Genomic DNA, 25194 nt, shown 5'->3' with positions numbered 1-25194 from the left:
CGTTGAAATGTATATTTAATTGTGTTGAAGCATTATTTTTTTCAGAAAATGGTTTTTATCATGCCTTAAAGTATTCTGTTAAATCTATGTTTAATATATTTGCAGTTCACATTCCAATTATGGCTAAAAAGAAAATTATTTCAGAATCTTCGAATCCAAAAAAGACTAAAAAGGATGTTTCTGTAGGAGTAGTAGGAAGCGGAAGCTTTGCAACTGCTATCGTAAAAATGCTTGTTGAAAACTGTAAAGTAGTACACTGGTGTGTAAGAAGTGAGTTTGTAAAAGGCGCTATTGAGCTTCGTGGTCATAACCCGACTTATCTTACGGCTGCTCATTTCAATCTGAAGAGTTTAAAACTGACTACTGATATTAATGAATTGGTTTCTGCCTGTGATGTTATTGTTTTGGCAACACCATCTATTTACCTGTCTGATACATTGGAAAAAATGACTTGTGATTATTCCAATAAAATCTTTGTTTCTGCAATTAAAGGAATTATTCCTAAAGTAAATGATGTAGTAGCACATTATCTTCGTGATGAGTTTAAAATTGGTTTCAGAAATCAGGCTGTTATTGCAGGACCTTGTCATGCTGAAGAAGTGGCTATGGAAAGACTTTCATACCTTACTATTGCAACAGTAGAAGATGAGACGGCAAAAAAATTGGAAGAAGTGTTCAGTTCAGATTTTATCAAAGTACAAACCAGTAAGGATATTCTGGGGAATGAATACAGTGCCATTCTTAAAAATATCTTTGCCATTGGTGCCGGAATTGCAAGTGGGCTGGGATATGGAGATAACTTTACGGCAGTTTTTGTTTCCAATGCAATCCGTGAAATGGAAATTTTCCTGGAAGCAATCTACGAAGCACCAAGAGATGTAAATGAAAGTGCTTATCTGGGAGATCTTTTGGTAACTGCATATTCTCTGTTCTCCAGAAACAGAAACCTTGGAAACCTTATCGGAAAAGGATATACAGTGAAATCTGCAATCCAGTCTATGAATATGGTGGCGGAAGGATACTATGCAGCCCAATCTATTTACAAAACTTCAAAGCAGAAAAATTTAAAATTACCGATTATTGATACCGTTTATGCGATTCTTTATGAAGGTAAAAATGCTGAAAAACAATTTAAGAAGCTGACGGCAAAATTGAACTAAATAAAAAATAAGGTTCCTGGATAAGAAACCTTATTTTAAATCATATCTAAAGCTTAAGTATTTTCTGCTTAAGCTTTTTTATTGGCTCATTTTAGTGATAACAAGAGCCAGGGAAGATCTTACATTCAGATTGCTGGCTGTAAATCCATTTCCTGTATCAAATTCAAATTTTTGTCTGATTGTAGTAGGAGCTGTTAATTTTAAAAAATAACTTCCCTGAAAGAAGGTAAAAGAACTTGATAGCTGGCACATTCTATTAATTTCTGTAAGATTTGCACCTCCAACAGCATTAACAATATAAGACCGTGTACATGTGAAATTCTGAGAAAGATATTGAGTATTAGCTGTTCCGTTATTGTTATTACCATTGCTGGAATCTACAGAATAGCGAAGAATATAAGTACCTGCCGGCAGAGTAATGGTAGAAGTATCGCTTCCCAGTGACGCTCCGGTGATTTTGTTAGCTGCTACAGTAAAGTTAGCCAGTGTATTATTAGTACTTCCGGTAGGAATTAAAACACCGGAATTGATAATCAAAGACATTGCTTGGGGCTCAGCTCCGGAAATAATGATACGTTGCCACTGATCCCGAACCCAAACGTAGTACCCTTTAGGGAAAGTAGATACTCCTCCTTTATTATAAATCATCAGACCATCCGTAGGGTTGGCAATAGGAGATGAGGTACTGCTGAGAGAAACAAGATCATATTGTGGGAAAAGTACTCCTTTATTAGATGAATTAATATCTAATACACTGCTTATACTAGGATTATTTGTATTAATACCAACTTGAGCATTAACAGAGACGCCAATCAAAATGACAGACATACAAACAAGATATATATAGTTTTTCATTGTAATGGTAATTATTGGTTAAGGGCTGATCTTTGAATGTCTACTTTTGTATTGGTAATGATGATTTCCCCATTATTTGGAGTGGTACCTCCGGCAAGCATCTGATAAGTACCTCCATCGTCATGAGCAATAGAAGGAACCAATGAGATAGGTGTTGCTGATGTAGAGACAAAAGAAAAGCTCATATTTAGAGTATGTGTTTTATTACTGGCAATTGATTGTGCATTGATACTGATTGTTTTCCCGTATTGAGTACCGGTAACTGGATCTACAAGCTTTACAAGGTATTGATGCAAATGAACAGGAGTAGCTCCGATTCCAGCTGTACTGCTCTCAAGTGCAGTTCTTATATTAAGGCATAGATTTACCAAATAACCACTGTTCCCTGGAAGTGTAATGGCTCCCGATGACGTACTATAAGAAGCACCAATATCATTGGATACAACTGTAAAAGAGGCATCTGTAAGATTTTTAAAAGTACCGTTGCTAAAACCTCCCAATATAGGATAATCTGTAGAACGCTGGAGCATCATATAACTTACAAGATTATAAGTATCCGCCATCTGCGTCCATCTGTTGTTTTTCCAGATATAAAGTCCCGGACTGATTGAGTTTCCTTTATTATATACAATAAGACCCTGTGCAGGAGCAATTATCGGGCTGGTATTACTTAATATGTCTACAATGTCAACTCTCGGAAGAAGGACTCCTTTATTTGTAGATTCTGATACTTCCAACACTACAGAGCCATTCACAGATGTTTTACCAATTCCTACTTGTGCATATATTATCTGTGCTATAATTAATAATAGCAGAATATAACTTCTTTTCATATGTTGTTGTTTTTAGAGTTGTGATATTTTAATATAAGATCCGGTAGGAATCACATTCACCAGATCATAAAAAGTACTGTTCTGCATTCTTCCCAGTCGCAATCTTAATCCTCCAATGATATTAGCATTAGCATTTACAGGAACACTGTAATAATATGACCAAGTCGCTAAATGATTGGTGTTTACCTTAGAAACAATCGGGACCTCTTTTCTTGTATTAGCTCCTGATATGAATGTATTACTAGTATTATTATATATATCGTTAGTAAAATCTATAAAATACCCCATCAGATAATAGGTACTGCCTGAAAGAGGAGCCGTTCCGCCTTGCCCCGATGGAATTTCCTGAGGAGAATTCAGGTTAAGGTTTACTTCTACCAGATAATTTCCTTGCGGAAGCACCAAAGAATATCCTCCTGTACTTGGATTCTGAACAACCTTGAAGCCATTAATGTTTGATACACCGGAAATAGTAGGAGGATTTACCATAAGTTGTGTATTGACACCGGCACTGGCATTGTCCAAAGCAGATAAGTTTCCTGTAAAATCAAGGTAAGCAACTTTAGGTGTATTCTCAGCATCAATTGTACTTTGCCATTGATTTGTTGTTCCATTAAAAATATGCAACGCTTTATTATTGCTGTTTGTTCCTCCGTTATAGCCAATAAGAGCATTCGCAGGAGAAGAGACCGGGGAAGTAGTGTTATTAAGATCTGTAATATTCAGATTAGGGAATAACATTCCTTTATTACCTCCGGAGATAACAACAGTTGGAGCAGTTGTATAGCCACTTCCTCCATTATTAATAGTAATACTGGTAAGAACTCCATTAGTAAGGTTTGCCGTAGCACGGGCTTTTGTTCCCCCATTTACAACAGTTCCACCTCCATAAAAGTTTACCGTAGGGGCGGTGATATAGCCACTTCCTCCATTTGTAATGGTAGTTCCGCTTACGGCTCCTCCTGATACACTGGCAGTGGCTGTAGCTGAAACTCCATTGAAATTTTCGATATGCAGAATTGCACTGGGGTCCGGTTTGGACGTGTTGATTCCTACACTTCCGCTTTGGGCAAAAACCACTGTAGCGAACAATGTGCTTACGAAGTTAATAATTTTCATCTTTAATATGTTTAAGAAATATTTTCAATTAAATACACAGTAATATGGTATTAATTTAATTGGAAGTTACGTATAAAAAATCAATATTTTATGCGTTTTTAATAGATTTTAATCTATAAAATTACATATTTATCAAATTAAAGTGAATTTTACTGATTAATATGTAAAGTTTTATCACCTTTTATTGAATAAAGATATTGGCGTAAACTATTATGGTTTAAGTATTCTATATCGCGAACTTAAATAAACTTAAATTTTTATAAATTAAGAAGACTATAATTACTTACCTTTTAGTGAATTATTAAGAAGGAAAAAAAATGCTTTTTTAATCAAATTTTAAGATTTGTAAGTGTCTTTATTAATCATTTCAATGAAACTTTATTGAAACTTTCCATAATATTTTGTTGCATAATTAAGAAGTGCTTTTATCACAAAAAATAACGTGTTAAAATCGTTAAACGCGTTTCTGTTGTTAAAACTTTTCACGAAATTTGAACTAAAATTTAAAATTATGTCACAATCGCTTACAAGCAGAACACCGAAACCTAAATACGACGTTGTACTGATAGGTGGCGGAATCATGAGTGCCACTTTAGCAACGCTGCTTCATGAATTTGATCCAAAACTTGAAATTGCCATCTTTGAAAGACTAGGAAGATTTGCCAAAGAAAGTACAGCAGCATGGAACAACGCCGGAACAGGGCACTCCGCATTTTGTGAGCTAAATTATACTCCTGAAAATCCTGACGGAAGTATTGATATCAAGAAAGCAGAAAGCATTGCAGAACAGTTTGAAATTTCCAAACAGTTTTGGTCTTATCTATTAGCAAAAGGTTATATCAGTGAACCAAAAGATTTTATCAATTCATGTCCACATATGAGTTTGGTGTTTGGAGAAAAAGATGCCGAATACCTTCAGAAGCGTTTTGATAAAATGTCAGAATCTGTTCTTTTCTCAGGAATGGAATTCTCTACAGATCATGATAAATTAAGAGAATGGATTCCGTTGGTTATGAGTAAAAGAAATAAATCTGAAGTAATGGCTGCTACCAAAATGGATATGGGAACAGACGTTAACTTTGGAACATTGACCAGAAAAATGGGTAGACACCTGTTGGAAGATTCAAAAGTTGAGGTTTTCTTATATCACGAAGTAAAGGATGTGAATCCTAAAGAGGACGGAAAATGGGAAATGAAAGTGAAAGACAGAATTCACAGCCATAAACAAGAGGTTACTGCTGATTTTGTATTCATCGGTGCCGGAGGATATGCACTTCCTTTATTAGACAGTTCAGATATTAAAGAAAGTGAAGGATATGGAGGTTTTCCGGTATCCGGACAATGGTTGGTAACTCATAATCAGGAATTGGTAGAAAAACATCAGGCTAAAGTATATACACAAGCAACAGTAGATGCTCCACCAATGTCTGTTCCTCACCTTGACCTTAGAATTATTGATGGTCAGAAGGCTCTTCTTTTTGGTCCTTTTGCTGGATTCTCAACAAAATTCCTGAAAGAAGGCAGCTATCTTGATTTACCTGAAAGTGTAAATACTAAAAACCTTAGATCTTTATTCGGAGCTTGGTGGCATAATCTTCCCCTTACAAAATACCTTATTCAGCAGGTAGCGATGACGAAATCTCAAAGAATGCAACACTTAAGAGAATTTATCAAAGATGCTAAAGAAGATGATTGGGAATTGAAAGTAGCAGGACAAAGAGTTCAGATCATCAAGAAAGATGATAAACTAGGCGGGAAACTGGAGTTTGGAACTGAAGTGGTTGTTAACAAAAACGGAACTATTGCTTCTTTATTGGGAGCTTCACCAGGAGCGTCAACGGCAGTACAGGCTATGCTGAATGTTCTTGAAAAATGCTTCCCAGAGAAACTGAACGGAGAATGGAGAGAAAAGTTACTTGAAATGGTTCCATCATATGGACAGAAATTAGCAGAACATCCAGAACTTACAGAACAGGTAAGAACTTATACAAAAGAAAAACTGGAATTAGAATATTAACATTGATAATGAGCAATGGGTAGATCAATTACTCATTGCTCATTATTTATTACTTATAAAAGGTGGAAGAAGTTATTACAAAACCGGTCATTGCAAAAGAACTCCTGGAATCCCTTCAGGCAAAAACAGAAGAGGAGAAACAGGTGATTATACATTGTTGTTTTCCGGCATCACCATTTTTAGGAAACCTGATCAGGATCTGGCATTCAACTTATCTTTTTGATAACCAGTCTGAGCATAGAAGTAAAATGATCCACGCAGAGAATATTTCAATTTCTCCGTATTGGACGCCGGTTCCTTTTATGAAGGACTTTTGGTTTACTTTAATATTTTCAGGTTTACCAAAAGATTGTAAAAGTTTTGATTTGAAAGAAGTGATACCCGAAGAAGGAGGTTTCTTTGTAGAATCTATTAAAAGAAATTCTTCAGATGTCTATCGGGTGAAAATATCAGAATCTTACTAATAAATAATATGAAGATCAGAGAAGAAAAACTTGAGCAGATTATTCAATGGGCAGAAAACAATCCGGATATCCGAGCTGTTTTGTTGACAAGTTCATTGGTGAATCCGTATGCTCCAGTGGATGACTTCAGTGATCTTGATGTAGAGCTTGTTTTTAAAAATAGAACATCCTACGAAATCAATAATGAATGGCTTAAACTATTTGGAGCGCCAATTTCTATGATCGAAGAAGATGACACAGCTTTTGATGGGAAACATGCCATGAAGATGGTTTTGTATAAAGACCATGTGAAAGTTGATTTTAAGCTGTATCAGGTAGCTGAGTTTTCAAAAGAAGTTCAGGAAGAAATACTTCCGGAAGATTGGGATCTTGGATACAGGGTTTTAGTGGATAAAGATGGCTTAACAAAGAACTTAAAGTCTCCAACTTATCAGTCCATTATGATTCATCAGCCTACAGAAAAGAAATTTCAACAGCTACTCAATGATTTTTGGTGGGATACAACATATGTTGCAAAATGTCTTGGACGCGGTGATATTTTTTATGCTAAATTCATGTCTGAAAATATTCTTCGTACAGATTACCTTGTTCCTTTGATAGAATGGTATATTGCAAGTAATCAAGGCTGGAATAATATTACAACCAATAAACACGGAAGACTTTTCAAAAAATATCTTTCTGAAAATCTATGGAATAGAGTAGAGGCAACATTCTCAGGAAGCAATATTGACGAAAATTGGACTGCTTTATTTGCCTTCGCAGATCTTGTGCATGAGCTGGGGAATGATCTGGCAAAAAAACTAAATTTTATCTATCCTGAAAAACACGAGCAGGACATCAGAAACTATCTTATTGAAGTAAGGGAAATGTCATAATTTAGGCAAACTCATTCTGTTTGATAAGGTTTTCAATACAATACTCTGAAATTGCGGTAATCGTTACAAACGGATTAACCCCGATTGTTCCGGGAATCAACGAGCCATCTAAAACATACAGATTATCATGATCTTTTAACTTTCCAAATTCATTGGTAGCTTCTCCTAAAACACATCCTCCAAGTGGATGATAACAAATATCTGCTCCAAAACCATTATTAAACAAAAAGTGACTTCTTGTACCACCATTGGCTTTGTTCATTTTTCTGACAAAGTATTTGGCATTTTCTCTCATTTTGACCGTATTACTTTCATCCCAATTTAATTTTAGTAAATGATTGACCTTATCATAAGTTACTTCACCTTTTTTGTCAACTCTGTTAATCAATAAATATAAAGCTGTGGCAACATCCATTCCCATTGGTAAAGGAGCTATTTCGGTGAAAAAAGTATGTTCCTGATCTTCCCAGTTATCAATTCCACCCACGGGAATTGTAGACTGTTTTGTGCCGGTTCCTCCTGATAACGGCTTTACCCAATTTCTTCCTGTCATAAAATTTCCATTGTTACCCCAATTTTTCCCAATATTTTCATGAATGGGAAAATCATTTATAGCGTTGGATTGTAATAGAAGTTGTAAGGTTCCCATAGTTCCTGCGGCGAGAATCAGTTTTTTACAATGAAAAATTTTATCGGCAATTACATTTCCTGAAGTATCGATTTGTTGAGCATTTAATGTATAGCTCTTATCATTATTAAGTTTAATATGTTCAACTTTATGAAGATCAAGAATTTCAAGATTTCCCGTCTCCATTGCTTTTTTAAGGTAGGTTTTATCTAGGCTGTTCTTTCCATGATTATTCCCATAGATAACTTCAGTGTTGAGAGCTGAGCGGGGAACTTCATTACGGAATTCCTTCTCCATATATTTGAAATCATAGACATTCGGGACTCTCATTGTTTTGAAGCCTGCTTTGTGTGCTTCTTCTTCACCTACTCTTGTAAATTTATAATAAGGACAGTCTTTTAAAAATTGCTCATCAATGACATTTACTTTAAGTTCTTCACGAACCAAAGGAAAGTAATGATTATAAAACTTTTCCGTATCAAGACTAGGGAAAACCTCTTTGAAATAACTTTCTTTAGGAGTAACAGCCATTCCGCCATTGACTAATGAACCTCCGCCAACACCTCTTCCTACCCAAATATTAATATGATCAAACTCCAATCGGTCCAATATACCGGTGAAGGGTGTCAAAGAGAAAAGATTCATAAAAGGAGCAATTGTTTTTTTTCTCAGCCATGCTGAACTTTTACCAGGTTTTAAAAGATTGGAATATGGAATACCAGATTTTTCCCAATTAAGCCCCATTTCAAGCATAATAACTTTTTTTCCGGCTTCACAAAGACGTAATGCAGAAACAGCACCTCCGTATCCGCTTCCAATGATAATGATAGGAGCTTCAGTTATTTCCTTTATTGTATTTGATCTTCGTCCTGCTGCCTGGAAAAGTTCTGATTGAAGAAAATAAAAACCGGAAATAGCCAGTACACTTGTCTTGATGAATCTCTTTCTGTCCATGGGCATTGCTGCTCAAAAAGTATGCTAGATTTATATAGGGATATTATATTTAAAATAGATTGTGTTATTTTATTACAATTTTAACTTTTTATACCCCGAAAAATTCATAGTTTTACTTTTAAATTAAAGAATTCATGAGAAAATATATATTGATCTTTTTACTTTTACCTTTATTGGCTTTTTCTCAAAAAATGGTTTCTCCTGAAATTATGGAAATGAAGAAATTCAAGGAAGATCTGGATGCAGAATATTTAAATCCCAAGACAACTCCTTTACGTGGTGATAATTTTACCAATTTTAAAGGACATCCGTTTTTTCAGTATGATTTTAAATACAGAGTTACCGCGAAATTCGTTAAAACAAGAAGAGCTAAGCCTTTTGAATTACCTACTTCTTCAGGTAAGACCAAGTCTTATAAAGAATATGGGAAAGTAACTTTTGAATTAAAAGGGAAACCTTACACTCTTACTTTATATCAAAGTTTGGATCTGATCAAACAGAAAAAATATAAGGATGATCTTTTTTTACCTTTCCGTGATGAAACTAATGGGAAGGAAACCTATGGAGGAGGAAAATATATGGACTTAAAGATTCCGAAAGGAAATACTATTGTTTTGGATTTTAACCAATCTTATCAGCCGTATTGTGCTTACAATGCTTATGATTACAACTGTCCTATTGTTCCTGAGGAAAATAAACTTCCTGTAGAGATAAGAGCCGGAGTAATGTATGAAGATATTTATCACCATTAGATTATGATAAAGCTAGAGTTTTTTGATCCTAATAAGCATCTTTCCGGAGTGGATTATACCTTAGATGAAAATCAGCTTCGTTTTACAGCAACGGCTGCTCAAGCTTTGCAAAGTATCAGTGAAAGAGATGATAATGATGCGTTTCCCATTACTATTATGGATAGTAATATAGTCGCTGGTTTTTTCGTTCTTGATTTTGGAAAAGATAAGTTTGAGCTTACTGATAATGAAGATTCTGTTTTGGTGAGGTCTTTATCTATAAATCCTGAAATGCAGGGAAAAGGACTAGGGAAAATATCTATGATGCTTGTGGATAGTTTTGTTAAAGAAAATTTTGAAAACTGTAATGAAATTGTATTAGCTGTTAACCAGAAAAATGATTTAGCCTATCATATTTATCTTAAAGCAGGATATATTTTTGATGGAAAAACTAGAATAGGAAGGAGTGGACCTCAGTATCTTATGTACAAAAAGTTTTAATTTAAATATATACTATTCAAATATCTGTTGTATAACTTCCAATGAGGTAGGATTCTTGAAATCTGTGATATGATAATGGTAGTATATCAAAAGGCTGTCAAGAAAATCTTTTCTTAAAGAAGAGTGTATTTTTACGCTATAAAAATTTTCGGAACAAAGCACATCTTTCCAAATTGCAGAAATATTTTCACCAAACAATTGATGAGTAGAAGTAATGGAAAAGGTTCCGGTTTCAGGGTCTAAAAAATTACCTTCTCCCACTAATGGAGCTACTCCCTGTACTTTTAAAATTGCTATTAAAAAAAGCAGATGACATTGGTAGTTTTTATTTTCCAATTCATTAATGAACCTTTCTATGCTAAAGAAAATCCTAGGGTTTTTATTCTCAAACTTAAGAATTTGATTCAGAAAATCTGATATGAAAAATATAACGGTGTTTACTTTTATATCGGTGTAAACATCGTTGTCTTTTACCAATTCAAATTTTGAAATGGATGGTATACCGTTTCCTCTTGCAGGATTAATCGTAAAACTTAATTTGTTCAAGGGTTGCAGGAAGGCTTTCTTTTTATTTCTCTTAGAATAAATTCCTTTCAGAAAATAAGACTGAAAACCATCCTCTTCAGTAAAACAATGCAATACTGCATCATTTTCCCCATATTTTATAAATGACAGTAAAAAACCTTGTTGTGAATTCATTAATTAACTACCCCTATTTTGGCTGTAGCTTTGTCGGAGCCATCTTCATTGGTCATTAATACGAAATAGATTCCTGAGGCAACTCTGGTTCCTTTCTGATTATTAAGATCCCATTCATAATAACCTCCTCTTGCTACTGCCGAATGTACTACATTTCCTGCTGCATCTGCGATTCTTATATTGGTTTTTTCGGCAAGCCCTTTAATGGTAACTTTTCCTTTGAAATTAGAATACACTACAGGGTTAGGGTAAACTACCACGTTTCCGAAATTAGAATTTACTTCAGAGATATCACTCTGATAGGTTACAATACCATTATAAGTAACGAAATATACCTTACCTGTTTTTTTATCTACTTTTATATCTGTAACACTGTTAGTTGGAAGGGGAGAGTTTTCCATTGTGAAATGTTTTATCGTCTTCTGTCCATCGGAAGATAGATAATATACACCACCGCCATCTACAGAAACCCATTTATAATCACCACCATCCACTTCAATCTGAAGAATGTTTGAGTCTCTGAAAAGCTCTTCTCCCAAGCCATTTTGTTCTATTATAATAGGATTTGCCTTTACATCAGGGCTCTTAATCTCAGAAGCAGCATTAGAGATCACTCTTACCCCACTGTCTGTTCCTATCCATGCATCACCGGATTTATCAATTGCTACCGATATTGATCCAGATGCATTAGCGGCAAATCCGTTTGCCTCTCTTAAGATGTAATCATTGTCATCAGAAAGATTAAGTGCGTCTTTGTAGTCATACACCCAAAAGTTATTAGATCTTGGTAAAGCTATCCATAGCATGTTTTCATAAACAATAGGTTTTTGTATGGAAGTACTCTTTAAAGAAAGTTCTTTGTGAAAAAAGTCATCCTTAGCTTTATCATAAATTGCGACTGAAGAGGAACCATTACTAAAAGCTGTTGTTGCAAAAATATTATTTTTAGAATCGGTGGCAAGACCTACGGTACGACGACCATAAGGTGTAGCCTGAAGACTGTAATGTTTTACAAATTCAAAATCTTTATTTGCCGCATTATACTTCATTTTGTAAACTCCCTGACTGTTATATGTATAATTGGCAAAAAGTACTTCGTTGTTATCAAGAGGATTTAATATCGCATCTAAAATGTTTAATTCTCCGGTAAAAGTTTTGAAATAAGAAGATGAAATCCATTCTGTACCGTTAAAATAATAAAACCCAGGTCTTTTAGGATTAAATACAGCATCATTATATCTTTCCGCCCTAGCACCACTGGATACTAGCAGTTGATTGTTATCGTAAAGGTTTATTTTGTATGCGAAATTAAATTGTGGACCAGATGGTTTATAAATATTATTTCCTTCGTCTTTTATTCCGGAAAATACGGTTCCTCCAAATATTTTTCCGTTTGCTGCAATAGCTGTATTGCACTGTTCTCCCAAAGCTACTATATTTTGAGATACACCATTAGTTCCAAAGGAATATATTCTGCTATCGGTAACTACAATATTGTTTGGGGAAACCACAACATCTTGAATATCAATAAAGTTAGTAGGAAGCGGCATTGGTGTGCCGTTATTGTAGATAAAAGCAGAAGTTGCAGATGAAAATACTATATCAGTCTCAGCATCAATATGCTTGAATGCACCAGGTACCTCTACAGTCCATGTAGAAAATACAGGGAAAGTAGTATTTAATTCATGACTTTTTAAGCCTGTATTGGTTACAGAATATACCTTGTTACCAAATATTGTTGCTTCATTACTGGCTTCGTAAATCCCGGCATTTAAGAAGAAAGCAGAATCTCCAAATTCTTTCTTTTTAATATTAAAAATAGAAACTCCATATCCTACGGAAATCACAGCCTGATCACCCGTAATCGAAATATGGTTAATTTTTTTGTTTCCGTTGTAGCCTGCAGCAATAGGAATGTCAACAATATATTTAATTTCGTTTGGAGTGATGACATCCATAGAGCCGTTTGAATAACCAATAACCCCTATTTTGCTTTTTGGGTCATAATCAAACGCTGTTATTCCAATATTATGAAGACCATTGGCTTTAGATAACTTCGTAATTTCTCCTGTTGATATTGTATAATAGAAAATTCCGTTTTCTGTAGCAGCTATTATTTTTCCATTGTCTTCTTTCATTGCTAAGACATTATTATAGGAAAAATGATCTGCCCATTTTTTTGATGAAATGACCTGAGCTTTTGTAAACTGCAGGGATGCTAAAATACCAAGAGAAATTATTGAGAGTTTTTTCATGTTATGCTATTATGCTGCTGTCTATTGCCTGATTGTTCCAGGAAATATGCTTTACGTTTTTGTTTGTATCAAAGTAAAAATCTATCCTACCCAAAAGAAGTCCTGCCCATCCCACCTGGTTTACAAGAACATTCTTGCCTTGTCTGTTGGTAAAAGTCTGAGGTTCCGGTAAGAAAGTATGAGTATGCCCGCCAAGAATAATTTCAATATTTTCTGTGCTGGCTGCTAAAATTTTATCACTTATTTTGTTCGGTTCGTCTTTGTAGTCATATCCAATATGTGAAAGACAGATAACAAGATCGCACTTCTGATCATTTTTCAGAAAGTTAGAATAATGTTGTGCCACATCAATCGGATTAGAATAAATGGTGTCTCCATATTGCTTTTTTCCTACAAGACCATCTAACTCGATTCCGACACCAAAGATCCCAACTTTGATTCCGTTTTTGTTAAAAATCTTGTAAGGAGATGTTTTCCCATCCAATATGGTATTTTTAAAATCATAATTCGAGCAGATGAAAGGGAATTTTGCATTCGGAAGAACTTTTAAAAAACCTTCTAATCCATTATCGAAATCATGATTACCCATGGTAGAAGCATCATACTTCATCATGGACATTAATTTGAATTCCAGTTCACCGCCAAAGAAGTTGAAATAGGGTGTTCCCTGGAAAATATCACCTGAGTCAAGGAGTAAGACATTATTTTCCTGACTTCTGATTTGTTGAATTAAACTTGCCCTTCTTGCAAACCCTCCCTGATTAGGATTCTTTGTATAGCTTGCATCAAAAGGTTCTATTCGGCTATGTTGGTCATTGGTATGAAGGATGGTCAGTTTATTTGCAGATTTCAAGTCAAGCATTTTCAACTCTTCCGCCATCATCATATTGGGAGCTAAAGCCATTGCTAAAGATCCACCACCTATTGCTTTTAAAAAACTTTTTCTATCCATTACTTTTTACCGATAAAATTTAAACGAACATCTGATGTAGGTACTATTTCAGGATTTTTTTTGAAATATTCAATATATAAATCCCTAAGCTTTACTCCTGTCGGAATTGCTTCTCCTTTGGAAAAAAACTTCATATTATCACCTCCTAGCGCAAGATAGTCTGAAGTAGCAATGTAGTAGTCTTTGTTTGGTTCTACTGTCTTTCCGTTGATTAAAGATTTGGTTAATTGTCCGTCTTTGGTTTCAATATATAATTGAGACACTGGATTATTAACTTGTGTTTTGGCGTAATATTCAAAAAGTCCCGGTAAATCGGCTCCTCTCATTTTTACAATGATCAGCTCATTTTCGAAAGGCATTACTTCAAAAACATTTTTCAACATAATATCACCTTTCCCGATAGTCGTGCGAATCCCACCGATATTGATCAAAGCTGCATCTACTGTTTGTTTCAGATTAGCTTTTGTCCATACATCACCTCCTTCAAGTGTATAATCAGCTAAAAGATTGCCTAGATTACTGTTGTCACCCTGCTTGGTAAGATCTACGTTAGTATGGGAGATCTTTTGGTTCATTTCACGATCCAGTTTCTGCTTATAAGGTTCAATAAATTTTACAAACTCCTCATCATTTTTTAGCTCATTATTAATAGAAATATTTTTCTGGGTTTTTACATTGGCAAGTTGTGGCGAAGAAGCCGTTTTGCATGCTGTAAGAGATACCAGAGCAATTCCTAATAACAAGAATTTATTTTTCATATGCTGCAAATTATTTTTTATAAGGTTATATGTAATTACCGTTTTTTCTGTGTTTTTTGCAAACAATTTCAGTTATGGCAATTTCATAATATCTTTTAGTATATGCAAATATAACTATATGTATAATAAAACATTATTATTTATTACAAATTCTTACTGTAAATTATTAAATTTGACAAAAATAATTCTAACAGATGAGCATTTTAAAAGGAGTAGGTGTTGCATTGGTAACACCCTTTAATGAAGATTTATCCGTTGACTTCGATAGTTTAACAAAACTGATTGAATATAACATCGATAACGGAACCAATTATTTGGTGGTATTGGGAACTACGGCAGAAGCCGCTACGCTTTCTGATGATGAGAAGAAACAGGTAATTGAGCATATCATTAAGGTAAATAATAAACGTCTTCCATTGGTATTGGGAATCGGCGGTAACAATACTCTTGAAGTTAAGAAACAGATTGAGGAAGCTGATCTTTCAGCATTTGAAGCCGTACTTTCTGTATCTCCTTACTATAATAAACCTAATCAGGAGGGACTTTATCAGCACTATAAGGTTTTGGCGTCTACAGGAAAGAATATCATCATTTATAATGTTCCTTCCAGAACAGGACAGAATATTGATGCAGATACTACGATCCGTCTTGCAAAAGAATTCCCGAATCTACTGATGATTAAAGAAGCGGCTCCAAATATTTTACAATACTTCGATATTCTTAGAAAAAAACCTGAAGGTTTCTCTTTGGTTTCCGGAGATGATGAGTACACACTTCCTGTAACTTTAGCAGGAGGAAATGGAGTAATTTCTGTAATAGGGCAGGGATATCCAAAAGAATTCTCTACTATGGTACAATTGGCTTTTGATGGTAAAATAAAAGAAGCGTACGAGATTCATAACAAATTAGTTGAGATCACACGTTTGATTTTTGCAGAAGGAAATCCTTGTGGTATTAAAGTAATATTGGCTGAAAAAGGAATCATTAAAAACTATTTAAGACTTCCTTTAGTAGCTGCTTCAGAAGGTTTGACAGCAAAAATTAAAGCTGAAATGGTAAACATCTAAGAACGGAATTTTCAATGATCAGAAAGAATGTTTTAATATCATATTTAAAATATGCTAATGATGTAAAATTGATCATTCAGGTCCGAAAATAATTGTAAAGTGGAAAGTTTATACTTTTCACTTTTTTTAATCATAATTACAAAATCATGAAACTAATAAAAGCAACAGAAAAAGACATTCCACTGATCCAGGATCTGGCAAGGAGATCATGGGAAAAGGCTTATGCAGAGATTCTTTCTAAAGAACAAATGGAGTATATGCTCGCAGAGATGTATTCTGAAACGGAAATTATAAGCCATCTTCAAAACTCTGATTATCATTATTATCTTATTCTGGATGAGATAACCAATTCTTATGAAGGATTTATTGGCTATCAACATAATTATGAACCCCAAACTACCAAATTACATCGTATTTATCTGGTTCCTGAAAGTAAAGGAAAAGGGATGGGTAAAGGAGCATTAAAGTTTTTGAATGAAAAAGTATCAGAAAATAATAATAACAGAATTATCCTGAATGTAAATAAATATAATGAAGCTCGGAAATTCTATGAATCCCAAGGATACAAGGTTTATGGCGAAGGAGTTTTTGATATTGGAAACGGATTTGTGATGGACGATTACTTAATGGAGTTTCTAATTCACGAATGATTGACTTAAAATTTTGTAACTTTATCCTGTAATTCTATAACAAGTGAGTTCTTTTTTTGAATCATCTTTGCTTCAGAACCAAATCACTTATAACAATACATTCATATGCTTGGTTTTGAGCTTATTTAGCTTTTTATCAGTATATTTTTTTCATCCTTAGTGTTTAAATTCCTGTATTCAGTAATACAGGAGTTTTTTTGTGTAGAATCAAAGTTTAAAAAATATATCTCTATTTCACTTTTAATTGAAATAAATTGTTATATTTACTAAAAATAATGACTTACATATACTAGGATGAAAATGTACGTAAAATTTGACTTCAATGCCCTTTGCAAAAAGGTATTGGACGAAAAACTCAAGGAACACGGGCTGAAATACCGGTTGCTGAACTTCGGGGAGGTAGAATTTTATGAACCCTTTACCCAAGAACAGCATACTCTTTTTAAGAAGAATCTTGAAGATTATGGTATTGAAATCATAGAAAGCCAAAAAACAGCTTTGGTACAGAAAATAAAAGATGCCATTGTAGAACTTGTCTTTTCTGATGAGATTATTCCTGTAAAAGCATCCATCTATATTTCTGAAAAACTTAATCACAGCTATGGATATCTTTCCAATCTATTTTCAGAAGTAGCCTTTACTTCCATAGAGAACTTTATTATTCTACAGAAAATAGAACATGCAAAAGCTTTGATCATAAGAAATAAACAAAGTCTTACAGAAATAGCCCATAAACTGAATTATTCCAGTGTGGCACATTTAAGTACACAGTTTAAAAATACAACGGGAATCACACCATCCCAGTTTCAAAAGATTGTAGGAAAAAGAAGAAGAATCCAGAGTACGGTAATAAATCCTAAAATGCAGTATGAATAAAGAATTTCTGAACGTAATAGTAGCAGATAATAATGAAAACACTTTAATTTTTTTAAAAAATATATTTAAAGAGCTAAAAATCTCTATAAAAGTTCAATGCTTCAATAATGGACAGAATTTAATGGAATATTTGAATAATGATGATGCAATGATTCCTGAAATTGTTTTTATTCAACATGATATTTCTGAGAAAAGCAGTTTAGAGTGTATTGATGAATTTAAGAGAAATGAGAAGTTCAATAATATGGTAACGACAATATATTCTCAACAGTTTGATGAATGTCAAATTGAAGATATTTTTGTAAGAGGAGCGAATATTTGCATGAAGGAACCTGAAGATTTTAAGGATCTGAAGAAAACGCTTACAGACATTATTACCATAAATTGGCAGTACCATACTTCAGGCTTAAATAAAGAAAATTTTATTCTGAAAGTGTGATGAATAAACATTTTTTTAGCTTAATAACGAAAGAGATAAAGTTGTATTTATTACATACTATTCACAAATAAGTGAAAATTTTATAACTAATAATTAAAATAATATAAAGAAACTCTCATTTAATATCTTGACATTTGTAAATGTAAACTCAGACACAAATTAGATTATATACAGTAAGATACAGATGAATGAGAAGTAATTGTTTCTAAAAACAAAAAATATAAATCACGACGTTTAACAAAATGAATTATATTAATTTCCGATTTTAAAGCATAGAAGATCTTTAAACAAAACGGTACAATCATGAAAACTCGAGATAGTTGGAGGTATTTTTATTCGTTTCATTCCCTCATCTCCAACTAAACAACAGTTAGTTTTTATAATAAGCAAATTGGAAACGTAATTCATTTTGTTTTTTATAATTTATTTTAATAGTTAAAGCTTTAACTTATTATATAGATATTTTCACACCACATCACAAAATATTAAGCCTAAACTATTAAAATAAATTTTTTAAAACAGACCAAAAGTAATTTCTTCTAAATAACAGTTTTATAAGGGGACCGCAGGAAATATTTTCTGCGGTTTTTTTTATGAAATCTTACTCCACTTATTTTTTCCTTTATAATACTTGATATAGTAATTTTTGATAATCAAATTATCCTGCCTTGTAAGCATTGGGTCAGCTTCCAAAATTTTATCAACAGTATTTTTTGTGGTTTTAATAATTGCAGAATCCTTCACAAGATCCAACCTTTTAAAATCTACAACACCACTTTGCTGGGTTCCTAGAATATCACCAGGACCACGAAGCTGCATATCAACCTCAGAGATTTTAAAACCGTCATTGGTTTCAGTCATTGTTTTGATACGGGTTCTGCTTTCTTTCGATAACTTATCCGAGGTCATCAGAATACAATAACTTTGTTCAGCACCTCTTCCTACACGTCCTCTAAGCTGGTGAAGCTGAGAAAGCCCGAATCTTTCAGAACTTTCAATAACCATCACAGAGGCATTGGGGACATTCACACCAACTTCTATAACGGTGGTGGCAACCATAATTTCAGCCTTTCCGGAAGCAAAATAATTCATTGCAGCGTCTTTCTCGTCCGGTTTCATTTTTCCATGCAACATGGTAACATTATAATCAGAGAAGAAATCCATGACATGTTCAAGTCCCTCCATTAGGTTTTTGTAATCCAACGTTTCAGATTCTTCAATCAGTGGATATACAAAATAAACCTGTCTGCCTTTTTTAATTTCATCCTTACAGAAATTATACACATACAGCCTGTCTTTTTCTCTTCTGTGAGCTGTAATGATCGGTTTTCTTCCTACAGGCATTTCATCGATCACCGAAACATCAAGATCAGAATAAAAGCTCATGGCAAGGGTTCTTGGAATAGGCGTTGCGGTCATAACAAGAATATGTGGCGGAATTTTATTCTTTGCCCAAAGTTTAGCTCGTTGTGCTACACCAAACCGATGCTGTTCATCAATAATAGCCAATCCAAGATTTTTGAATTTAACCTTATCTTCAAGTACAGCATGAGTTCCTACAAGTATGGAAAGAGTCCCATTTTCAAGTTCTTCATGAATAATTTTTCTTTCCTTCGCTTTGGTAGAACCAGTCAATAATCTAATATTGATACCTGTTTTTTCAAGTAAATCTTTTATTCCATTATAATGTTGCTGTGCCAGAATTTCAGTAGGTGCCATCATACAGCTTTGAAAACCATTGTCCATGGCAATCAGCATAGTAAGAAGTGCAACCATTGTTTTTCCTGAACCTACATCTCCCTGTAAAAGCCTGTTCATCTGAATAGGTCTTTTCATATCCATCCGGATTTCCTTTAAAACTCTTTTTTGAGCGCCGGTAAGTTCAAACGGAAGATGATTTTCATAGAAATTATTGAAATGATCTCCGATAATTGGAAACGGGTTTCCAAATGATTGAGTTTTATGATGAAGCTTTTTTAAACCATATCCTAACTGAAAGAAGAAAGATTCTTCAAATTTTAAACGGAAATCAGCCTTATCAAAATGTTCCTGATCTTTCGGAAAATGTACATTCAGAAAAGCATGTTGTCTAGACATAAATTTAAAAGTCTTCATCAAGTATTCAGGAAAGTTTTCCTCAATAAGATTAGGAATTTCTTTACAGATATTTCTTAACGCATTTTGAAAAAACCTTTGGTTAAGACCTCTTTTGGTAAGCTTTTCAGAACTTGGGTATATTGGTTTTAAACGGCTCTCGCCTTCTTTTTTTTCCTCTGCTTCAATTTCAGGATGTGGCATTGAAAACTGACGGTTAAAAACATTGATTTTTCCGAAAATATAAACTTCACGATTAATGGGAAGCTGTTCTTTCAGCCATTTTGAGTACTGAAACCATACAAGATCCATACTTCCTGTATCATCATTGAACTTTGCCGTTAATCTTTTGGTTTTCCCAGTCTGAATTTCCTGAACTTGGGTAATTTTTCCTTTAAACTGGATTTCCTGACTTGTTTCCTCATGAAGCTGAGATATTTTATAGATTTTACTTTTATCCAGATAACGGATAGGGTAGAAGTTCAGCATATCTTCTACAGTGGATAATCCCAGCACACTTTTGATGAGTTTGGCTCTTTCCGGACCTATTCCTTTTACGTATTCTATGGAGGTTTCTAAAGTCATTTTATCTCAGATTCGGAAGTCGAATATTGTATGAAAAAACAAAGGTTCGAATTTCGGTAAAATAAAAAAGACTTCCAAAAAAAATTGAAAGTCTTATGTTTTATTGATGGCAATTCAAAGGTTGAAACTTCAATTGCTGTTAATCTTTAATTTTAGATTTGAATTTCTTCTGGTAATCTTCCCATTGTTCTCTCGTTCGGATTTTTTTAAATAGATCCTTTGAAATCAGTTCCAGGTAAGGTTCCAGTTCTTTGGCGGATAATTCTCCCTGAAGAATAGTGATCGGGTCACCATGTTCATCCAGAAATACAGTACTCGGAACAGCTCCTACATTCATATATTGAGTAAATTCATGTAGCGAATTTCTTCCTTTTTTCTGTTCTGTATTTGGATTGGAAAATTTTCTTCCAAAAATTTCAATGCTCTTTTTTTCTTCTGCGTTAAATTTTACAGGATAATAATTTTCATTGAGCACCTGACCAATTATCGGATGACCATATGTTTTTTTATCCATGATCTTACATGGACCACACCAGTCTGCATAAAAATCAATCAGTATTTTTTTAGGATTTTCTTTTTGAGCTTTTAAGGCTTCTTCAATAGTCATCCATTTTACCTGAGCAAAACTAAAGTTTAATAGTAATAAGAGAACTATGCTTAAAATTTTTTTCATAATTTGATATTTACGTAAAAATAAGCATAATTACTTATTTTTTTATTTTACATCCTGCATTAATTTTTTCACAAACGGAGATATCAAAATTAATACCACTCCGGCAATTATCGCATACAATCCCAATTGTTTATATCCATCAGTGTAAGTGATCAATTCATCATAGTTAGTTGATCCTTCTTTCGCGGTTGCAAGACTAGCTCCGATAATTCCGGCAACGTACTGTCCATATGCTGAAGCAAGGAACCACATACCCATCATCATGCCCTGAAGGTTTTTAGTTGAAAGTTTGGTCATGATGGATAATCCGATAGGAGAGAGGCACAATTCCCCAAGGGTAATGATTAATAATGCCAATGTGAAGAAGTTCAGAGAAGTGATTCCCTGAAGGTCTGCAAATAGACGCGTTGCAAACAATACATAATATCCTGCTCCTAAGAAAATGAATCCTAATCCGAATTTTATAATGGTATTGGGTTCAATTTTTCTTTTATTCAACCAGATCCAAAGAAGACCTACCAACGGTGCAAGGAAGATAATGAAAAATGCACCTCCTGAGTTGTTGACACCATTCGGGTCTAATCCGAAAAGATCTTTATTTAAATTTTTCGCAGCGAAAATACTTAATGAACCTCCACTTTGCTCATAGATTCCCCAGAAAATAATAGAGAAAATAATGAATACTAATGCAGCCCAAAGCTTTTTACGTTCAGCAGCGGTTACTTTAGACATTTCATAGAATAAATAGATCAAAGTCAATGGTCCGATCGTCCACATAAAATAATCTGTATATTCCGTTTTTGCAACCATTGTCATAATGATTGGAATGAAAATCAGAGACAGAACATATACCCCATACTCTTTCCATTTCGGAATAGGAGCGCTTTTCGTTTCAGCTAAAGGATGTCCTGGCTGTAGTCCGATAGTTCCCAGTCTTCTTTGGGTAAATACAAAGTTGATTAAGCTGATAACCATTACTACTGAAGCTAATCCAAAGGCAATGTGCCACCTCATTTCTTCAGCAATAATATTTCCTAAGAATTCTCCTTTACCAATAGCAATACATAAATATCCTCCCAACAATGCTCCAAGGTTGATCCCTGCGTAGAAAAGTGAAAAACCGGCATCAGCTCTTGAATCATTTGGTTTATAAAGCTGTCCTACCATTGAAGAAATATTTGGTTTGAAAAAACCTGTTCCCACTACGGTAAATGCAATTCCTAAAAAGAAGAATTTATGTGGATCTGTAGCTAAAATTAAGCTTCCAAGAATCATCAGAAGTCCACCCCAGAAAAGGGATTTTCGGAATCCTAAAATTTTATCGGCAAAAAGTCCGCCTACAAAAGTGAAGGCATATACAAATGCCTGAGTGGCACCATACTGAAGGTTAGCTTCTTTTTCGTGGAAATTAAGCTGCGAGATCATAAAGAAAACCAGCATTCCACGCATTCCGTAGAAACAGAAGCGTTCCCACATTTCAGAGAAAAACAGACTCCAGATTTGTCTGGGATATTTTCCTTTGAAATTTTGTATTTCATCTAAAGTTAAGCTCATAATGATATATGATTGTTTTAATTAAGGTTTTTATTATCTTGATCCAGTTCAAAACGGATTCTGTCCTGATCGATGATTTGTTTTAATTCTTATTCTTTGGGGAGGTACAGCAGGTATTAATCCCAGAAATTCAAAAATGTAAGGATCTTTTAAAACACTATGAATACTTTTAGTGGAAGCTTTTTTATGTTTTAAAACTCTTTCGTAAGCCAGGGAATTGATTTGTCTTTTTAGATCTCTCGAACTCCAGTTATTTTGAATAGCTCCATCTATATAATAATTGATTTTCTGAGTATTATCTATTTTGAATAATAGCCTGTAATGAGTCCAGCTCAATTCGTGACGCAGTGCGTCACATATTGGAAAAGTCTGATAAAAAGAGCGCATATTTCTCAAATTACTTTCATCAAATCCTTTTCCAAACTCCAAAGTAAGTTTCTGAGATAGGTTCTTTAATGTATATTTTCCGTATTCAGCGCGTTCTTTTCCCTGTTGTTCATCTTCAACAATAAGTTTTCCAATCTGCCAGTAAGTAAGCAGTAGTGTAGAATTCGCTATTCGAAAAACTTTTTCGCGCGATTGTCTAATGATTTCCTTTACGGACTGGAATAAAGAATCTTCGGAAATTTCCATCATACGAAAATAAAAAAAACCTCCGACTTAGCAGAGGTTTTATTCATATTTTGTTAATGCAATTAGTTTACACCGTGCATCATTTTCTTTAATATCGGAGATAATAAAGCTAAAATTACAGAAGCAATACCACAAAGCACCACGAATACCATAAAGAATTCGAATAAGTTGTGGATCTCAAATCCTACAAAAGTAGGGTTATGTAATGGTAATTGAGCTTTTTCAAATGCAGCAACCTGATCAGTTGTCAAGGTTACTTTTTTATCTAAAACATCCTGTAGATTTACTCCTATTTCCTGTGCTTTTTTAAATTTATCACCTGTTGCAGGGATCAATGCACCTAATGAACCAGCCAAAGCATATCCGGCAGCATTTGAGATAAAGAACACTCCATATAATAATGATGCAAATCTCTTCGGAGCAAGTTTTCCTACCAAAGAAAGCCCGATTGGAGATAAACAAAGCTCACCACAAGTTTGGATAAAGTATAGAAGCATTAACCATTTGATTGCTAATAATCCTGAGTTACCAAGGTCTTTTACATTGTGAGCAATGATGAAATAACTTAAAGCGATGATCGCAAGACCCATAGCTTGTTTGAAAGGAGATACTGGCTCTTTTCCGTTAGCTCTTAACTTATCCCACATTAAACTGAAAGGGAAAGCTAGTAATACAACGAAAATTCCGTTGAAAATCTGTACCATTGAAGGTGGCATATTCCATCCGAAGATATTTCTATCTGTTTGATTATCTGCAATGAATGTTAGTGAAGATCCTGCCTGTTCGAAAGCAGCCCAGAAGAAGATAATGAAGAATGAAACAATATAAATTACCCAGATTCTCTGTCTTTCCACTTTGTTTTCAGCAGAAGTCATGATCAGGAATGCCAGGGAAATACCTGCAGCATAGATGAACGGATAAATAATACCTTTGATTAATTGTCCCATCTCCATTGAGTTAAACCCAAATTCACCTACCAATAGATATCTGAAGGCAAAGAATAAAACAGCAAATATACCTACAGTGATCCCTAAAGAAGCCCCTGAGAATTTCGCAGTCTGAGACTCTCCTTCTTCGAAATCTGCAGTACTGTTATTTTTTGGTAAACCTCCGATAGGTCTTCCTTCCGGAGTTACAACGTATTTGTTTTTAAGGATAAAGAATGTTACCGTTCCGATTAACATTGCAATTGAAGCCGCTAAGAACCCCCATTTGAAAGCAAAAATATCTCTTACTCCTGTTGTAGCATCTTTCACGTCTCCTACGTAAGGACAAATAAACTGACCTAAGAATGCTCCAATGTTGATCCCCATATAGAAAATGGTGAATGCAGAGTCTAATTTAGATTTTTCCTGCTTAGGATAAAGACTACCCACCATTGAAGAAATGTTCGGTTTGAAGAATCCATTACCAAAAATGATAACAAATAAAGCAAGCCACATGATCATTTTAGCACTTCCGATGTCTGCAGAGAAAGTAGAAGCACTGATGAATAGTAAAAACTGACCAATTGCCATCAATGATCCACCAACGATAATAGCAAATCTATTTCCGATATATTTATCAGCAATAAATCCTCCTAAAAGCGGAGTCAAATAACATAAAGCTAAAAATCCACCATAGATAATAGCTGCATCAGCTTCTTTTATCAATAAGGAATTTACCATAAAGAGCGTCAAAAGTGCTCTCATTCCGTAAAAGTTGAAACGCTCCCACATTTCCGTTCCGAATAGAACCCATAATCCTTTTGGATGTCTGGAGCCCTTATTCTCTACCAATTCATCCGGTTTCGGACTTATTGCTTCAATATTATCCATTTCTA

General features: G+C 34.2%; 23 protein-coding genes. 10 read left to right on the top strand and 13 right to left on the bottom strand.

Annotated elements, in window-relative coordinates:
• Window positions 1–119 precede the first annotated feature (119 nt).
• Window positions 120–1160, top strand: coding sequence for an NAD(P)H-dependent glycerol-3-phosphate dehydrogenase (locus tag BW983_RS16270; RefSeq protein ID WP_076552969.1), 1041 nt, complete (start codon window positions 120–122; stop codon window positions 1158–1160).
• Window positions 1161–1238: 78 nt separating this feature from the next.
• On the opposite strand, the gene BW983_RS16265 is transcribed toward BW983_RS16270, so the two are convergent.
• From BW983_RS16265 to BW983_RS16255, 3 genes are read right to left on the bottom strand one after another with little or no spacing between them, the layout of a single operon-like run.
• On the bottom strand, window positions 1239–2015 hold the full coding sequence (locus tag BW983_RS16265) for a hypothetical protein (RefSeq protein WP_139329303.1): 777 nt from the start codon (window positions 2013–2015) through the stop codon (window positions 1239–1241).
• A gap of 11 nt (window positions 2016–2026) precedes the next feature.
• Window positions 2027–2848: a hypothetical protein gene (locus BW983_RS16260; RefSeq protein WP_076552967.1), complete on the bottom strand. Its 822-nt coding sequence runs from the start codon at window positions 2846–2848 to the stop codon at window positions 2027–2029.
• A gap of 12 nt (window positions 2849–2860) precedes the next feature.
• Window positions 2861–3967, bottom strand: coding sequence for a hypothetical protein (locus BW983_RS16255; protein WP_076552966.1), 1107 nt, complete (start codon window positions 3965–3967; stop codon window positions 2861–2863).
• 511 nt (window positions 3968–4478) lie between these two features.
• Here BW983_RS16255 and mqo point away from each other — a divergent pair.
• The 3 genes from mqo to BW983_RS16240 all read left to right on the top strand — a co-directional run bounded on the left by mqo (window position 4479) and on the right by BW983_RS16240 (window position 7323).
• Window positions 4479–5984, top strand: a complete 1506-nt coding sequence (gene mqo, locus BW983_RS16250) for a malate dehydrogenase (quinone) (protein WP_076552965.1) — start codon at window positions 4479–4481, stop codon at window positions 5982–5984.
• 62 nt (window positions 5985–6046) lie between these two features.
• Window positions 6047–6448: a hypothetical protein gene (locus tag BW983_RS16245; RefSeq protein WP_076552964.1), complete on the top strand. Its 402-nt coding sequence runs from the start codon at window positions 6047–6049 to the stop codon at window positions 6446–6448.
• Window positions 6449–6456: 8 nt separating this feature from the next.
• Window positions 6457–7323, top strand: a complete 867-nt coding sequence (locus tag BW983_RS16240) for an AadS family aminoglycoside 6-adenylyltransferase (protein WP_076552963.1) — start codon at window positions 6457–6459, stop codon at window positions 7321–7323.
• Between the two features lies 1 nt (window position 7324).
• Here the strand turns inward: BW983_RS16240 and BW983_RS16235 are convergent, their stop codons facing one another.
• Window positions 7325–8905 carry a GMC family oxidoreductase N-terminal domain-containing protein gene (locus tag BW983_RS16235; protein ID WP_076552962.1) on the bottom strand — a complete coding sequence of 527 codons (1581 nt, stop codon included), beginning with the start codon at window positions 8903–8905 and terminating at the stop codon, window positions 7325–7327.
• Between the two features lie 134 nt (window positions 8906–9039).
• Between BW983_RS16235 and BW983_RS16230 the strand changes: the two genes are divergently transcribed.
• Window positions 9040–9657 (top strand): DUF1684 domain-containing protein, encoded by a 618-nt coding sequence (locus BW983_RS16230; RefSeq protein ID WP_076552961.1) that lies wholly within the window; start codon window positions 9040–9042, stop codon window positions 9655–9657.
• A 3-nt stretch (window positions 9658–9660) separates the two neighbouring features.
• Entirely contained in the window at window positions 9661–10137 is a 477-nt protein-coding gene (locus tag BW983_RS16225) for a GNAT family N-acetyltransferase (protein ID WP_076552960.1), read from the top strand.
• 12 nt (window positions 10138–10149) lie between these two features.
• On the opposite strand, the gene recO is transcribed toward BW983_RS16225, so the two are convergent.
• The 4 genes from recO to BW983_RS16205 are packed head-to-tail and all read right to left on the bottom strand — an operon-like array spanning window position 10150 to window position 14801.
• Window positions 10150–10836, bottom strand: a complete 687-nt coding sequence (gene recO / locus BW983_RS16220) for a DNA repair protein RecO (protein ID WP_076552959.1) — start codon at window positions 10834–10836, stop codon at window positions 10150–10152.
• A complete protein-coding gene (gene porZ, locus BW983_RS16215; protein ID WP_076552958.1) occupies window positions 10836–13091 on the bottom strand; it encodes a type IX secretion system anionic LPS delivery protein PorZ in 2256 nt (751 codons plus the stop codon). Before porZ ends, recO begins: the two co-directional genes overlap by 1 nt.
• Window position 13092: 1 nt before the next feature.
• A complete protein-coding gene (locus tag BW983_RS16210) occupies window positions 13093–14043 on the bottom strand; it encodes a bifunctional metallophosphatase/5'-nucleotidase (RefSeq protein WP_076552957.1) in 951 nt (316 codons plus the stop codon).
• A complete protein-coding gene (locus BW983_RS16205) occupies window positions 14043–14801 on the bottom strand; it encodes a 5'-nucleotidase C-terminal domain-containing protein (protein ID WP_076553128.1) in 759 nt (252 codons plus the stop codon). The genes BW983_RS16210 and BW983_RS16205 overlap by 1 nt, the downstream gene beginning before the upstream one ends.
• A 194-nt stretch (window positions 14802–14995) precedes the next feature.
• Between BW983_RS16205 and dapA the strand changes: the two genes are divergently transcribed.
• The 4 genes from dapA to BW983_RS16185 all read left to right on the top strand — a co-directional run bounded on the left by dapA (window position 14996) and on the right by BW983_RS16185 (window position 17833).
• On the top strand, window positions 14996–15868 hold the full coding sequence (dapA, locus tag BW983_RS16200; protein ID WP_076552956.1) for a 4-hydroxy-tetrahydrodipicolinate synthase: 873 nt from the start codon (window positions 14996–14998) through the stop codon (window positions 15866–15868).
• A 146-nt stretch (window positions 15869–16014) separates the two neighbouring features.
• On the top strand, window positions 16015–16518 hold the full coding sequence (locus tag BW983_RS16195; protein ID WP_076552955.1) for a GNAT family N-acetyltransferase: 504 nt from the start codon (window positions 16015–16017) through the stop codon (window positions 16516–16518).
• A gap of 294 nt (window positions 16519–16812) precedes the next feature.
• Window positions 16813–17394 carry a helix-turn-helix domain-containing protein gene (locus BW983_RS16190; protein WP_076552954.1) on the top strand — a complete coding sequence of 194 codons (582 nt, stop codon included), beginning with the start codon at window positions 16813–16815 and terminating at the stop codon, window positions 17392–17394.
• Window positions 17387–17833 (top strand): response regulator, encoded by a 447-nt coding sequence (locus tag BW983_RS16185; protein ID WP_076552953.1) that lies wholly within the window; start codon window positions 17387–17389, stop codon window positions 17831–17833. The genes BW983_RS16190 and BW983_RS16185 overlap by 8 nt, the downstream gene beginning before the upstream one ends.
• A gap of 591 nt (window positions 17834–18424) precedes the next feature.
• Here BW983_RS16185 and recG read toward each other — a convergent pair.
• The 5 genes from recG to BW983_RS16160 form a co-directional block, all read right to left on the bottom strand.
• Window positions 18425–20512, bottom strand: coding sequence for an ATP-dependent DNA helicase RecG (gene recG / locus BW983_RS16180; protein ID WP_076552952.1), 2088 nt, complete (start codon window positions 20510–20512; stop codon window positions 18425–18427).
• Window positions 20513–20651: 139 nt separating this feature from the next.
• Window positions 20652–21185 carry a thioredoxin family protein gene (locus BW983_RS16175; RefSeq protein ID WP_076552951.1) on the bottom strand — a complete coding sequence of 178 codons (534 nt, stop codon included), beginning with the start codon at window positions 21183–21185 and terminating at the stop codon, window positions 20652–20654.
• A gap of 42 nt (window positions 21186–21227) precedes the next feature.
• On the bottom strand, window positions 21228–22739 hold the full coding sequence (locus BW983_RS16170; protein WP_076552950.1) for a peptide MFS transporter: 1512 nt from the start codon (window positions 22737–22739) through the stop codon (window positions 21228–21230).
• Between the two features lie 48 nt (window positions 22740–22787).
• Window positions 22788–23375 (bottom strand): DUF1016 N-terminal domain-containing protein, encoded by a 588-nt coding sequence (locus BW983_RS24380; protein ID WP_228409028.1) that lies wholly within the window; start codon window positions 23373–23375, stop codon window positions 22788–22790.
• 59 nt (window positions 23376–23434) lie between these two features.
• Complete coding sequence (locus tag BW983_RS16160) at window positions 23435–25189, bottom strand: peptide MFS transporter (protein WP_076552949.1); 1755 nt, start codon at window positions 25187–25189, stop codon at window positions 23435–23437.
• Between the last annotated feature and the right edge of the window lie 5 nt (window positions 25190–25194).

It is taken from the genome of Chryseobacterium ureilyticum (assembly GCF_900156735.1).
Lineage (GTDB): Bacteria > Bacteroidota > Bacteroidia > Flavobacteriales > Weeksellaceae > Chryseobacterium > Chryseobacterium ureilyticum.
This window is presented reverse-complemented; position numbering and strand designations above follow the sequence as displayed.